Genomic DNA, 12,453 nt, shown 5'->3' on the forward strand with positions numbered 1-12,453 from the left:
GTGAAGGCCTCCTTCACGGCGTTGAGCGCCGGTAAGGAGGCCTTCACGGACCTTTACGACCTCGGCGCGGCGAGCGGGACGGCGTAGCGGTCGCCCGAGCGGATCATCGCCCGCAACGGCTTCACCGCCACCGCGAGCAGCCGCGCCGCGAGGGGACGGCCGTTACGCCGCGCGATGTCGGGGCCGAACCGGTCCATCAGGGCCACCAGCCCCGGCAACGTGCGCACGAACAACGTCGCCTCGGCGATCAAGCCTTCGTCGTCGAAGCGCAACACGGTCGCCTCTTCGATCTCCTCGCCACCGATGCGCGCGGTGTAGACCACCACCCGCGTCCGCTCGTCGCCGACGTCGGTGTGGAACCGCACGCCGTCGAGATGGGCGTACGCGACGCCGATGAGCTGCCGCAGCTGGGCGAGACCGGTGAACCGGACCCGCGACGTGAGAGGCGAGTGCACCACCGCGTCCGCCGCGAAAGTGCTCATCGCCAGCTCGACGTCCGCGGTTTCCCCTGCACGGCGATACCGCTCCGCCGTGGCTTCGGCCGCACCTGTCATGACGCCTCCCAGCTGACACTTCCGCCACCATCGAGCTAACCCCACCCGCGCGGCTCCCGCCCGTCGGTGTGACCGACGTGGCAGCGCGCCCACTGAGGGTGGCCTCACGGGCCGCTGACGCCGACCCCGCGTAGCCTGGTCGATCGTGCGGAACGTCGTGGTCATCGGTGGTGGGATAGTCGGGCTGTCCGTGGCCTGGGAGCTGACCAAGCGCGGTCAGGACGTGACGGTGCTGGAAAAAGAAGGCCGCTGGGCGGCACACCAGACCGGGCACAACTCGAACGTCGTGCACGCCGGGCTGTACTACAAGCCGGGCTCGTACAAGGCGAAGATGTCCACCGCGGGCAACCGGTCCATTGTGGACTTCGCGCGGCAGTACGGGGTCCCGGTCGAGGTGTGCGGCAAGCTGGTCGTCGCGACCTCCGACGCCGAACTGCCCGCGCTCAACGCGTTGGCCGAGCGGGCGGAGGCGAACGGGGTCCCCGCGAAGCTGATCTCCCCCGCCGAGGCACGGAACTACGAACCCGAGGTGTCCTGCGTCGGCGCGCTGCGCGTGGAGTCCACCGGGATCATCGACTTCCCCGCCGTCTGCGCCACCCTCGTCCGGCTGCTCGACGAAACCAGTGCCGATCTGCGGCTCGACAGCCCCGCGCTCGGCATCCGGCCGGGCCGCCACGGCGGTGTCGAGGTCGCGACCGGAGACGACGTCGTCCACGGCAGCGCGCTGGTCAACTGCGCCGGTCTGCACTCCGACCGGATCGCGCGGCTGGCCGGGCTGACGCCCAGCGCGCGGATCGTGCCGTTCCGCGGCGAGTACTACGAGCTGAAGCCCGAACGCCGGAACCTGGTGCGCGGGCTGATCTACCCGGTGCCGGACCCGTCGCTGCCGTTCCTCGGCGTGCACCTGACCCGGATGCTGGACGGCAGTGTCCACGCCGGACCGAACGCGGTGCTGGCCCTGCGCCGCGAGGGCTACCGCTGGCGCGACGTCTCCGCGAAGGACGTCGCCGACGTCGCGCGCTTCCCCGGTGTCTGGCGGCTCGCGCGCAAGTACGTCTACCCGACCGGCATCGACGAGGTACGCCGCTCGTTCTCCCGCCGCCGCTTCGCCGCGAGCCTCGCCCGGCTGGTCCCGGCGGTGACCGCGGACGACATCGTGCGCCACGGCTCCGGTGTCCGGGCACAGGCGCTGCGCCCGGACGGCTCGCTGGTCGACGACTTCCTGATCGAGACCACCCGGAACCAGGTCCACGTGCTCAACGCGCCGTCCCCCGCCGCGACCAGCGCGCTGGAGATCGCCAAGCACATCGCGGACGTCGTCGGCGAATCGGCGAGCTGAGCCTCAACTCGCCGGCAGGTTCCCGCCGACCATCGGCAGGCCCGCTTTCACCGCGTCGCAGGCTTTGCTGTCGTCGTCGAGGAAGCCGCTGGTCACATACACCGACGAGGTGTCGGTGATCGGCAGCACCGCACCGCAGACCGCGCTCATCCCGCCCTCGTTGGGCAGCAGCACCCACTTCCGCCCGTTGACGTCCTGCGGCTGGCCGGGCGGGGTGAAAGCAGGCCACTTGTCATACGGCGTGGTCGGGCCGAGCCACACTTCGAACGACTTCTGCCCGCCGGCGCCGTCGGTGTCCTTCCACAGGCAGAACACCGCGTTCGGCGTCACGGTCGACTTGCTGGACTTCCCTGCGGGCTCCACCTTCAACTGCTGGGCCTGCTCCGGCTTGAGGAGCGTGCACGGGTCCAGCGTCGCGAGCGGCCCGGACGGCTGCGGCGGAGTCGACGGGGTGATCGACGGAGCGGTCTCCCCGCCCGGCAGGTGCGACGAGACGAACGGCAGGACCTTCTTCGCCACCTCGCACGACTTCGTCTCTTCATTGGCCGAGACGCCGACGTCCACGAACGACTGCGGCCCCAGCGGCAGGATGTAGGTGCAGAATCCAGGGAAGCTGGAGGCGTACTGGGTCCAGGTGAACCCGCCCGACTGGACGCTGTCCTTCTTGAGCGCGCCACCCAGGTAGTCGTCGAGCCGCAGGTCGACGGCCCAGCCGATCGAAGTGGTGGCCAGCCCGCTGTCGTCCTTGGGCGAGAAGATGCACGACGCGGGCGTGCGCTGTTTTTCGCTGGCGGGTTGGGGCTTGCCCGGCCCTTCGAAGCCGAGGCCCGCCGCCTGCTCCGAGGAGAGCAGCGTGCAGGCGTCGACGACCTTCTTGACGGGTCCCTGCCCCGGCACCGGCGCGGCCGACCCGCCGACGGTCGCCGTGCACCCCCCGAGCAGCACCGCGACTACCCCTGCCAGGACGGCCGCCCCTAGCCGACTGATCCGCATGTGCTCATCCTCCGTTCGGCCCGCACCCTACTGGGCCGAACGCCGCCGCACCCGGTGTCCGCCGAAAATCCCCCGCCACTGGTTCAACGGCCGGACGGCGTCAGTACCTCGCGGCCGCCGACGAACGGGCGCAGCGCCTCCGGAACGCGGACGGACCCGTCCTCGAGCTGGTGGTTCTCCAGGATCGCGACGATCCAGCGGGTGGTCGCCAAGGTGCCGTTCAACGTCGCGGCGGTCTGCGGCTTGCCGTTCTCGTCGCGGTAGCGGACCGACAGCCGCCGCGCCTGGAACGTCGTGCAGTTCGACGTCGAGGTCAGCTCGCGGTAGGTCTCCTGCGTCGGGATCCACGCCTCGCAGTCGAACTTGCGGTGCGCGGAGGTGCCGAGGTCGCCGGTCGCGGTGTCGATGACCCGGTAGGGCACCTCGATCTTCGCCAGCATCTGCTCCTCCCAGCCGAGCAGCCGCTCGTGCTCGGCCTCGGCGTCCTCCGGACGCGCGTAGACGAACATCTCGACCTTGTCGAACTGGTGCACGCGGATGATGCCGCGGGTGTCCTTGCCGTACGAACCGGCCTCGCGGCGGTAGCAGGAGGACCAGCCGGCGTAGCGCTTCGCGCCGTCGCTCAGGTCGAGGATTTCGTCGGCGTGGTACCCGGCGAGCGGCACCTCCGACGTCCCGACGAGATACAGGTCGTCGTCGCGCAGCTGGTAGACCTCGGACGAGTGCGCGCCGAGGAACCCGGTGCCACCCATGATCTCCGGCCGCACCAGCGACGGCGTGATCATCGGGACGAACCCGTTCTCCAGCGCCTGCGCGATCGCCATGTTCAGCAGGCCGAGCTGCAGCTGCGCGCCCACCCCGGTGAGGAAGTAGAACCGCGAGCCGGACACCTTGGCGCCGCGCTCCATGTCGACCGCGCCGAGGCCCTCCATGAGTTCGAGGTGATCGCGCGGGGTGAAGTCGAACTTCGTCGGCTCGCCGACGTGCTTGAGCACGGCGAAGTCGTCCTCGCCGCCGATCGGCGAGGACAGGTGAACCAGGTTCGGCAGCGTGCGGAAGAGCTGGTCGAACTCCTCCGAAGACTCGTTCTGTTCGGCCTCGGCGGCCTTCACCTGGGCTGAGAGGTCCTTCGCCGTCGCCAGGAGCGCGGCCTTCTCCTCGCCGGACGCCTTCGGGATCTGCTTGCCCAGTGTCTTCTGCTCGTTGCGCAGCCTGTCCGCGGCCGCGATCGCGGAGCGGCGGCGGGAGTCGAGGCCGAGCAGTTTGTCGACCACTCCTTCGTCCTCGCCACGGGCGCGCTGCGACGCGCGCACGGCCTCCGGGTCTTCGCGCAGGGTCCTGGGGTCAATCACGAGAGATGAGAGTAGTCGCAGGCCCACCGCGCGTTCGAGGCGGTTTCGGCTCCACGCCGCACACAGTGTGCGGGCCCGCCCGGACAACCCGACAGTCTGATCGTTGTCGCCGGTTTCCCGCGCTCCCCATACTCCGAGCAAGCGACGAGGATGAGGAGACGACGATGACCGAAGCGGATCTGCTCGCCCGGCACAAGGCGGTCATGCCCACCTGGATGGGACTCCTCTACGAGGAGCCGATCGAGATCGTGCAGGGCCGCGACCGCCGGGTCACCGACGGGTCCGGCCGGACTTACCTGGACTTCTTCGCCGGCGTGCTCACCAACGCGATGGGCTACGACATCACCGAGATCAGCGACGCCGTGCGCAAGCAGCTCGACACCGGCATCCTGCACACCTCGACGCTGTACCTGATCCGCTCGCAGGTGGAGCTGGCCGAGCGGATCGCGAAGCTGTCCGGGATCCCGGACGCGAAGGTGTTCTTCACCAACTCCGGCAGCGAAGCGAACGACACCGCGCTGATGCTCGCGACGCAGTACCGGCGCAGCAACCAGGTCCTCGCGCTGCGGAACTCCTACCACGGCCGCTCGTTCGCGACGGTCGCGATCACCGGCAACCGCGGCTGGTCGGCGTCGGCGCTGAGCCCGGTCAAGGTGAACTACGTGCACGGCGGCTACCGCTACCGCAGCCCGTTCCGGGATCTCTCGGACTCCGCCTACATCGACGCCTGCGTCGCGGACCTGGTCGACGTACTGGAGACCGCGACCGCGGGCGACGTCGCCTGCATGATCGCCGAACCGGTGCAGGGCGTCGGCGGGTTCAGCCTGCCGCCGGACGGGTTGTTCAAGGCCATGAAGGAGGTCCTCGACTCCTACGGCGTGCTGTTCATCTCCGACGAGGTCCAGACCGGCTGGGGCCGCACCGGCGAACACTTCTGGGGCATCGACGCGCACGGCGTCACCCCGGACGCGATGACGTTCGCGAAGGGCCTCGGCAACGGGCTGGCCGTCGGCGGCATCGTGGCGCGCGGCGATCTCGTGGACTGCTTCACCGCGAACTCGTTCTCGACCTTCGGCGGCAACCCGGTCTCGATGGCGGGCGCCACGGCGGTCATCGACTACATCGCCGACCACGACCTGCAGGGCAACGCGGCGGCCCGCGGCGAGCAACTGCTGTCCGGCCTGCGCGCGGCGGCGAGCCCGATCGTCGGCGAGGTGCGCGGGAAGGGCCTGATGATCGGCGTCGAGCTGGTCGAACCGGGCGGCACGGAGCCGAGTGTCCGCGCGGCGAGCCGGATGCTGGAGGAGACCAAGCGGCGCGGGCTGCTCGTCGGGAAGGGCGGTCTGCACGGCAACGTCCTGCGCATCGCGCCGCCGATGACGCTCACCGCCGAGGAAGCCCAGGAAGGCCTCGACATCCTGACCGACTCCCTGGCCGCCACCCAGGCCGCGCTGTCCTGACCGTCCACACCGGACCGAAATGCCGTTAAGGCCACCTTACGGGCGTCTGACGCCCGTAAGGTGGCCTTAACGGCACGTCCGATGGAACTAGCCGCGGACGAAGCTGGCGACGTGTTCGGCGAGGCGCTCGCCCGCGTCCTCCTGCAGGAAGTGGCCCGCATCGGGGATCGTCGGATGTTCCAGGCCCTGTGCGCCCTTCATCGACCGTTGCAGCACCGGGGCCATCGGGCCGGTGATCGGGTCGCCGTCGGAGAACGCGCACAACAGCGGCAGGTCCAGTTCGGTCAGGGTCCGCCACGCGGCGCGGTTGGCCTCCGACGCCGGGTCGTCCGGGCGGGTCGGCACCAGCGACGGCATCGCGCGCGGCCCCGCCTTGTACATCTCGTTCGGGAACGGCGCGTCGTAGGCGGCGCGAACCTCTTCGGGCAGCTCCGTCCGGCAGCCGGCCTGCACGACCCTGCCGATGTCGAGCACCTGCGCCTTCTCGACGGCGTCGTGGAAGGCCCACCAGACCTTCGGCATGTCGACGTCGCCGGTCGGCAGCCCGGTGTTCGCCGCCACCACGCGCGCGAACCGGTCCGGGTTCTCCGCGACCAGCCGCAGGCCGATGAGCCCGCCCCAGTCCTGCCCGACCAGCGTCACGTCCCGCAGGTCGAGCGCGGCGAAGGCGAACGCCCGCATCCAGCCGACGTGCCGGGCGTAGCTGTGGTCGGCGATCTCGGCGGGCTTGTCCGACCGGCCGAACCCGACCAGGTCCGGCGCGATGGCACGCAGCCCCGCGCCGGCCAGCACCGGCAGCATCTTCCGGTACAGGTAGGACCAGCTCGGCTCGCCGTGCAGCAGGAGGACGGGCGGTCCGTCGGACGGCCCCGCCTCCACGTAGCCCACTCTGATCAGACCGCCGTGCGGATCGGGAAGATCGACATGCCGTGGTTCGAAGGCGAAGCCGGGCAGGTCGGTGAACCTGTCCTCCGGCGTCCTGAGCAGGCGCATGGGTCACACGCTAGTGGGAATCCCACCCGGTCAGCAGATCAGGAAATCCCGACGGCGACCACGAGACCCAGGCCGAGGTGCGCCGCGGCGACCACGATGGTGGCGGGCGCGAACTTGTCGCTCTCGATGGTGCTGCCGACGTCGATGCGGGTCGCCCACTCCAGCAGCCGGACCGCGATGACCTGGACAATGATCCCCAGCAGGCCGTAGACCAGCGAGGTGATCAGGCCCTCGGTCAGATCGCTGGCCGAGTTGAAGATCGCGACGACGACGATGAACGCCATCGACAGCAGCCCCGACGCGGTGACGATGACCGCGTTCGGCTTGCCCTGCTGGACCAGCTTCGACAGCTTGCCAGGAGTGGTCCAGTCGATCGCGTAGAACCCGGCGAACATGAGCAGCAGGCCGATCACGCCGTAGAGCAGGATGGCGCCGATGCCCCGCACGAGATCGGTGCCGAAGGTCTCGGGCAGCGCAACGATGGTGGTCACGGGGTCTCCCAGGGGTCGATGCCGGACGGAGGCGGCATGGACATATCGTCGCGAAGCCTGTCCATGCCGCCGACCGGGTGCGGGTGTCCCGCAGAGGTCCGTGCAGATTGTGCCGTTCGCCCGGATTGCGCACGAATCGGGCCCCACCGGCATCGGCCGAGGTCAGTCCCCCGCGTCGGGAATGCGGTGCGGGACGAACGCGGCGCCGTCGTCGGTCACCAGGCCGCCGGTCTCACGGATCCCCAGCCCGGCGGCGCTGTCGCCGACGATCCACGCCCCGAGCGCGGGCCGGTAGCCCTGAAACTCGGGCAGCGGATCGAACGCCTGGTAGACGTAACCCTCGGCGCCGTAGACGCCATCGGTCTGGGTCTCGTATCCGGTCGCGACGATCTGCACGTTCGCGCCCTCACGGCCGAGCTTCGGCTTGCGCACGTACTCGGTGAGCAGGCCGGGGTCGTCGGTGAACGCGGGCAGCAGGTTCGGGTGGCCCGGGTAGTTCTCCCACAGCACCGCGAGCAGCGCCTTGTTCGACAGCAGCATCTTCCACAGCGGCTCGACCCACAACGTGCGCGGCATCGTCTCGACGGCGTAGCGGCCGAACTCCTCGTCGACCACCCACTCCCACGGGTACAGCTTCACCACGGTCGCCATCTGCGCCTCTTCGAGGTCGACGAAGCGCTTGAGCACCGGGTCCCAGCCGATCTCCTCGATCGCGAGGCCGACCGTGTCCAGTCCCGCCTCGGCCGCGGTCTCCTGCAGGTACGCGGTGGTGACGTGGTCCTCGCCGGAGGGATCGGCGCTGGACCAGGTGAAGTGCAGTTCGTTCGAGGGCAGCTTGTCCTTCAACAGGCTCCAGCGTTCGACCAGCTTCTCGTGCAGCGAGTTCCACTGGTCGTCGTCCGGGAAGACGTCGGTCTTCCAGTGCCACTGGAGGATCGACGCCTCCAGCAGCGTCGTCGGCGTGTCCGCGTTGTACTCCAGCAGCTTCGCCGGGCTCTTCCCGTCGTAGCGCAGGTCGAACCGGCCGTAGACGTGCGGATCCTGCCGCTTCCACGACTCGGCGATGTGCGGCCAGACCCACTCCGGGATGCCGAAGCGCTGGTAGCCCTCGGTCGTCACGACGTTGTCGACGGCCTCGAGGCACATCGAATGCAGCAGCTCGACGTCGGCCTCGATGGAGAGGATCTCGTCCATGTCGAAGACGTAGTGGACGGACTCGTCCCAGTACGGCCGTTCCTTGCCCGAGCCGTCACGCGCGGGGGTGCCGTAGACGAGGCCCTGTTCTTCGACGATCCGCTGCCAGTCGCGCCGCGGCGCGGCCGAATCCCGGTACACCTACGAGCCCCCGCTCTTCCCGGTCCCGCCCGTGCCCGCGGTCCCGCTGCTCTTGCCGCTGATGCCGAACCCGCCCCGCTGCACCGACGTGCCCGACTTGGTCGAGACGTTCGTGCGCGAGGACGGCGCGGTGAAGGTGCCACCGCTGACGTGCTGCCCGACCGCGCCGGTGCCGCCGTAGTTGTACCGGTAGCTGTTGTAGCCGCCGCCGATGATCGGGATGAAGACGAACCCGCCGCTGTGGTAGCCGTGGTTCGCCGTGACGTAGTTCTCGTCACAGTATTTGTCGTCCTGCACGACGTCGTTCTTGTCGGTGCAGACCGCGGTCACGTTCGTGGTGTGCGCGACGCTGTAGAAGGTCGCGACGAGCCCGGCGAGCCCGACCGTGACCCCGCTGCCGATCAGGATCTTGCGTTTGGTCGCCGCCTTCTGGTCGGCGACCCGCGCCAGTTCGGCGGCCTCGGCCGCCTCGCGTTCCTGATCGGCGATCGCCTGCCGGCGAGCGCGTTGCTCTGCCAGCGAGGGTTCCTTGGGTTTGGTGTTCTCGTCCTGAAACCGCATCGAGCCGTGTTGTGTCGGCTCCGGAGCTGACTGCTCCCCCGAGTTGCTGTCCTGCGTCATGCGCGCTCCGTAATCACCGGCCATCGCCTTCTACCCACACTAACCACCCGCCGCGCGCAATGTGCGCGCGGCGCAGGCATCATGGTGGTTGATGTCTTCCGACGCCGAACGGTTCCCTCCCGCCGCGAAAGCCCTGCGCACCCGAGTGGTGATGGCCGGGGCGTTCGTCGGCGCCCTCATCGCACTCGGTCTCAGCGTGACGTTTTCCTGGGGCGAAGGGGCCGGTGGCGGCATCGGCGGCGGCGCGGGGAAGCTCAACGCGGCCGCGAAGGAGGCGTTCAGCTCGCCCCCCGGCAGCTGCCTGACCTGGGACAACCCCGACGCCACGGACGCGCGCAAGGTCGACTGCGCCCAGCCGCACCTGTTCGAGGTGACCAGCGTCGTCGACGTCGGCGCCCAGTTCCCTCCCGGCGCGCCCGCTCCGGCGCTGGAGCAGTGGCAGCAGATCGCGCAGACGAAGTGCACCACCGACGTCAAGCCGTACCTCGGCCACGCACTCGACCTCTACGGCAAGCTGACCACGAATCTGCTGCGGCCGACCGCCGCACAGTGGAACGACGGTGACCGGCAGTTGCGCTGCGGACTGCAGTGGGCGGGCCCCGGCGGCAAGCTGCAGCCGACCAGCGGCCCGGCGAAGGACCAGGACCAGTCCGCCGTGTGGGAGCCGGGCACCTGCCTCGCGCTGCTCGGCAAGGGTGTCGGCGACCCGATCGACTGCGCCCAGCCGCACTCGTACGAGATCGTCGCGAAGCTGGACCTGAAGTCGAAGTTCGCCGACGGCTACCCGTCGCAGGACAAACAGAAGACCTGGCTGGACACCGAATGCGTCAAGGCCGCGTCCACCTACACCGACGGCGCCGACCTGGCGGCGAAGAAGCTCAGCCTCGGCTGGGACCTGCGCGAGCAGGAGAGCTGGGACGCCGGATCGACCAAGGTGAACTGCAAGGTCGCGGCGAAGCTGCCGGACAACACCGGCCTCCAGGCGGTGACCGGGAGCGTGAAGGGCGGACCGCAGGGCGACGCGCCACGAGGCAACGGTGACGGCCCGCCGATGGGTGGCGAAGGTCCCTCCACCGGACACGGTGCGAGCAGCACCGCGCCGAAGCCGGGCCAGTAGGTCGCGATGCCGGTCGAGATGACGCGGCGCCGGTTCGAGGAGCTGGTGTCCGAGGCGCTGGACGAGGTCCCGCCCGAGTTCGCCGAAGCGATGGACAACGTCGTCGTGCTGGTCGAGGAGTTCAACGAAGAGGAGCCGTCGATCCTCGGGCTGTACCACGGCGTAGCGCTCACCGAGCGGACCTCGGACTACGGCGGGGTGCTGCCGGACCGGATCTCGATCTACCGGCGGCCGATCCTCGAAATGTGCGAAAGCGAGGAGCACGTCGTCGAGGAAGTGCTGGTCACGGTGATGCACGAGCTCGGCCACCACTTCGGGATCGACGACGCGCGGCTGCACGAGCTGGGCTGGGGTTGATCGCTGCCGGTACCGAATCCACGGTTGGAAACGGTTGCTGGCGGGCATTTCACCGTCTACCGCACAACAGTTCCGGTTTCCTCACCCTTCGTGACAACCCCACCACATCGGGCGACCCCTCTGGCACACTGTCACGCGTAGTCGGGGGGCGGCTGCGAACGGTGCGGGGGAGGCACGGTGAATGAGGAACAGGACGGCGCGGGCAATCGCAGACTCTGGTGGCTGTTGTCGTCGACCGGAGTGGGGAACCTGGCCGACGGAATCGCGAAGGTCGCCTTTCCTCTGCTCGCCACAACGCTCACGCACGATCCGGTCCTGATCGCCGGGCTGTCGGCCACCCAGTTCCTGCCGTGGCTGCTGTTCGGCCTGATCGCGGGCACGCTGGTGGACCGCGTCGACCGCCGTCGCGCGATGATCTTCGCGAACATCGGGCGTGCCGCCGTGATCGGGGCGCTGACGATCCTGATCGCCGTCGGCGGCATGTCGATCTGGCTGGTCTACGCCGCGGCACTGCTGATCGGGACCGCGGAAACGGTCGCGGAGAGCGCCGCCAACGCACTGATCCCGTCGGTGGTGGACGAGCGGTCGCTGGAGAGCGCGAACAGCAAGCTCCAGGCGTGCGAGATCGTCGGCCAGACCTTCCTCGGCGGGCCGGTCGGCAGTGCGACGTTCGCACTGTTCGCGCTGTTCCCCTTCCTGCTGACGTCGGCAGGGTTCGCCGTCGCCGCCGCGTTGCTGCTCGGGCTGGCCGGGAGCTTCCGGCCGAAGCCCACGGCCACCGGGACGCCAGGGGCATCGCCGACCCGGCTGCACACCGAGCTGCTGGAGGGGCTGCGCTGGCTGAAGGGGCACCCGCTGTTGCTGCGGATGGTCGCGATCGCCGGGCTGCTGAGCCTGGTCAGCGAACTGGCCCAGGCCCAGCTGGTGCTCTACGCGCTCGACGACCTGCACCTGAACGAAGCGACGTACGGGCTGTTCGCGTTCATCGGCGGGATCGGCGGGCTGCTCGGCGCGGCCACCGCGCCCCGGATGGTGCAGGCCGCCGGACGCCGGGCGGTGCTGGTCATCGGGATCGCCTGCTGCGCGCTCGGGTTCGGCGGAATGGGCCTGATCCGGCAGCCGGTCGCGGGCGCGCTGCTGTTCGGCCTGTTCGCGGCCGCGATCGTGATCGTCAACGTCGTCTTCGCGACCGCGCGGCACACGCTGGTGCCCGGCGCGCTGCTCGGCCGGGTGCTGGGGGTGTGGCGCACGGTCGTCTGGGGGACGATCCCGCTCGGCGCGCTGCTCGGCGGCGTCCTCACCGAGGCGCTGGGCTCGGCGTCGAAGACCTTCGTGGTGTCCGGGGCCGGGCTACTGGGGGTCGCGGTTCTCGCCTTCCTGGCGTTGCGCCGGTTCTCGCTGGATGACGAATCGGCCTCAGCTGGCCGCGCGGTCCACTCGGACCAGTGAAAACGCGCGTGTTCGGTGCTGGAATAGCGCATCACCCCGGCCTGCGGGAGGTAGGCGATGCGCGCGATGGATGGACAGCCTCCCGGCTCCCCGGCCGCGAACACCCCGTCACGCCGTCCGCTGGTGCTGGCCGCGCTGGCCGGGTTCGCACTGGGCGGCGGCGTGTTCGGCCTGCTCTGGGCGTTGTCGGGGGTGCACGCCGGAGCGCTGGAGGACGCGCGGGCCGCGTGTGGTGCCCTCGACCGCGTCGGTTCGATTCCGGACACCACCCGGGGGGGGGGGGGGCGGCCGCCGGCCCGCGGCTCCCCGGGCCGGGCCGCGGGCCCGCGCCGCGCGGGGCCGCCCCGCGGGGGGGGGGGTGGGAAGAGGGAACACCACAACAAGCAAAAAAC

At 69.9% G+C, this 12,453-nt stretch carries 12 protein-coding genes and 1 pseudogene; 6 read left to right on the plus strand and 7 right to left on the minus strand.

What is annotated here, in order from left to right; translation table 11 throughout:
* Nucleotides 1-53: 53 nt before the first annotated feature.
* Nucleotides 54-554 carry a nuclear transport factor 2 family protein gene (locus tag ACFWY9_RS22140; RefSeq protein WP_378330766.1) on the minus strand — a complete coding sequence of 167 codons (501 nt, stop codon included), beginning with the start codon at nt 552-554 and terminating at the stop codon, nt 54-56.
* A 145-nt stretch (nt 555-699) separates the two neighbouring features.
* Here ACFWY9_RS22140 and lhgO point away from each other — a divergent pair, with 145 nt between their 5' ends.
* Nucleotides 700-1,893 carry an L-2-hydroxyglutarate oxidase gene (gene lhgO / locus ACFWY9_RS22145; RefSeq protein WP_378330767.1) on the plus strand — a complete coding sequence of 398 codons (1,194 nt, stop codon included), beginning with the start codon at nt 700-702 and terminating at the stop codon, nt 1,891-1,893.
* A 3-nt stretch (nt 1,894-1,896) separates the two neighbouring features.
* On the opposite strand, the gene ACFWY9_RS22150 is transcribed toward lhgO, so the two are convergent.
* Both ACFWY9_RS22150 and serS read right to left on the minus strand, forming a co-directional pair.
* Nucleotides 1,897-2,886, minus strand: a complete 990-nt coding sequence (locus ACFWY9_RS22150) for a DUF3558 family protein (RefSeq protein WP_378330768.1) — start codon at nt 2,884-2,886, stop codon at nt 1,897-1,899.
* Between the two features lie 83 nt (nt 2,887-2,969).
* Nucleotides 2,970-4,238, minus strand: coding sequence for a serine--tRNA ligase (serS, locus tag ACFWY9_RS22155; RefSeq protein WP_378330769.1), 1,269 nt, complete (start codon nt 4,236-4,238; stop codon nt 2,970-2,972).
* 164 nt (nt 4,239-4,402) lie between these two features.
* Between serS and ACFWY9_RS22160 the strand changes: the two genes are divergently transcribed.
* A complete protein-coding gene (locus ACFWY9_RS22160; protein WP_378330770.1) occupies nt 4,403-5,698 on the plus strand; it encodes an aspartate aminotransferase family protein in 1,296 nt (431 codons plus the stop codon).
* A gap of 87 nt (nt 5,699-5,785) precedes the next feature.
* On the opposite strand, the gene ACFWY9_RS22165 is transcribed toward ACFWY9_RS22160, so the two are convergent.
* The 4 genes from ACFWY9_RS22165 to ACFWY9_RS22180 form a co-directional block, all read right to left on the minus strand.
* Nucleotides 5,786-6,691, minus strand: coding sequence for a haloalkane dehalogenase (locus ACFWY9_RS22165; RefSeq protein WP_378331329.1), 906 nt, complete (start codon nt 6,689-6,691; stop codon nt 5,786-5,788).
* A gap of 38 nt (nt 6,692-6,729) precedes the next feature.
* The gene (locus ACFWY9_RS22170) at nt 6,730-7,182 is read right to left on the minus strand and encodes a DUF350 domain-containing protein (RefSeq protein WP_378331330.1); all 453 of its coding nucleotides are present in this window, start codon (nt 7,180-7,182) and stop codon (nt 6,730-6,732) included.
* Nucleotides 7,183-7,344: 162 nt separating this feature from the next.
* The gene (locus ACFWY9_RS22175) at nt 7,345-8,517 is read right to left on the minus strand and encodes a glutathionylspermidine synthase family protein (protein WP_378331331.1); all 1,173 of its coding nucleotides are present in this window, start codon (nt 8,515-8,517) and stop codon (nt 7,345-7,347) included.
* Nucleotides 8,518-9,138 carry a hypothetical protein gene (locus ACFWY9_RS22180; RefSeq protein ID WP_378331332.1) on the minus strand — a complete coding sequence of 207 codons (621 nt, stop codon included), beginning with the start codon at nt 9,136-9,138 and terminating at the stop codon, nt 8,518-8,520.
* A 91-nt stretch (nt 9,139-9,229) separates the two neighbouring features.
* On the opposite strand from ACFWY9_RS22180, the gene ACFWY9_RS22185 reads away from it, so the two are divergent.
* The 4 genes and pseudogenes from ACFWY9_RS22185 to ACFWY9_RS22200 all read left to right on the plus strand — a co-directional run.
* Nucleotides 9,230-10,255, plus strand: coding sequence for a septum formation family protein (locus ACFWY9_RS22185; protein ID WP_378331333.1), 1,026 nt, complete (start codon nt 9,230-9,232; stop codon nt 10,253-10,255).
* Between the two features lie 6 nt (nt 10,256-10,261).
* Nucleotides 10,262-10,612, plus strand: a complete 351-nt coding sequence (locus ACFWY9_RS22190; RefSeq protein WP_378331334.1) for a metallopeptidase family protein — start codon at nt 10,262-10,264, stop codon at nt 10,610-10,612.
* 177 nt (nt 10,613-10,789) lie between these two features.
* Nucleotides 10,790-12,061 (plus strand): MFS transporter, encoded by a 1,272-nt coding sequence (locus tag ACFWY9_RS22195; RefSeq protein ID WP_378331335.1) that lies wholly within the window; start codon nt 10,790-10,792, stop codon nt 12,059-12,061.
* Nucleotides 12,062-12,118: 57 nt separating this feature from the next.
* Nucleotides 12,119-12,453 (plus strand): annotated as a pseudogene (locus ACFWY9_RS22200) (hypothetical protein); the annotation flags it as partial.

This window comes from Amycolatopsis sp. NPDC059027 (genome assembly GCF_042739735.1).
Taxonomy (GTDB): Bacteria; Actinomycetota; Actinomycetes; order Mycobacteriales; family Pseudonocardiaceae; genus Amycolatopsis.

Bases quoted from the DNA above. Each gene is read 5' to 3' on its own strand.
- ACFWY9_RS22140 (WP_378330766.1), bottom strand. From the start codon at position 554: ATGACAGGTGCGGCCGAAGCCACGGCGGAGCGGTATCGCCGTGCAGGG.
- ACFWY9_RS22185 (WP_378331333.1), top strand. From the start codon at position 9,230: ATGTCTTCCGACGCCGAACGGTTCCCTCCCGCCGCGAAAGCCCTGCGC.
- ACFWY9_RS22160 (WP_378330770.1), top strand. From the start codon at position 4,403: ATGACCGAAGCGGATCTGCTCGCCCGGCACAAGGCGGTCATGCCCACC.
- ACFWY9_RS22180 (WP_378331332.1), bottom strand. From the start codon at position 9,138: ATGACGCAGGACAGCAACTCGGGGGAGCAGTCAGCTCCGGAGCCGACA.
- ACFWY9_RS22165 (WP_378331329.1), bottom strand. From the start codon at position 6,691: ATGCGCCTGCTCAGGACGCCGGAGGACAGGTTCACCGACCTGCCCGGC.
- ACFWY9_RS22190 (WP_378331334.1), top strand. From the start codon at position 10,262: ATGCCGGTCGAGATGACGCGGCGCCGGTTCGAGGAGCTGGTGTCCGAG.
- ACFWY9_RS22150 (WP_378330768.1), bottom strand. From the start codon at position 2,886: ATGCGGATCAGTCGGCTAGGGGCGGCCGTCCTGGCAGGGGTAGTCGCG.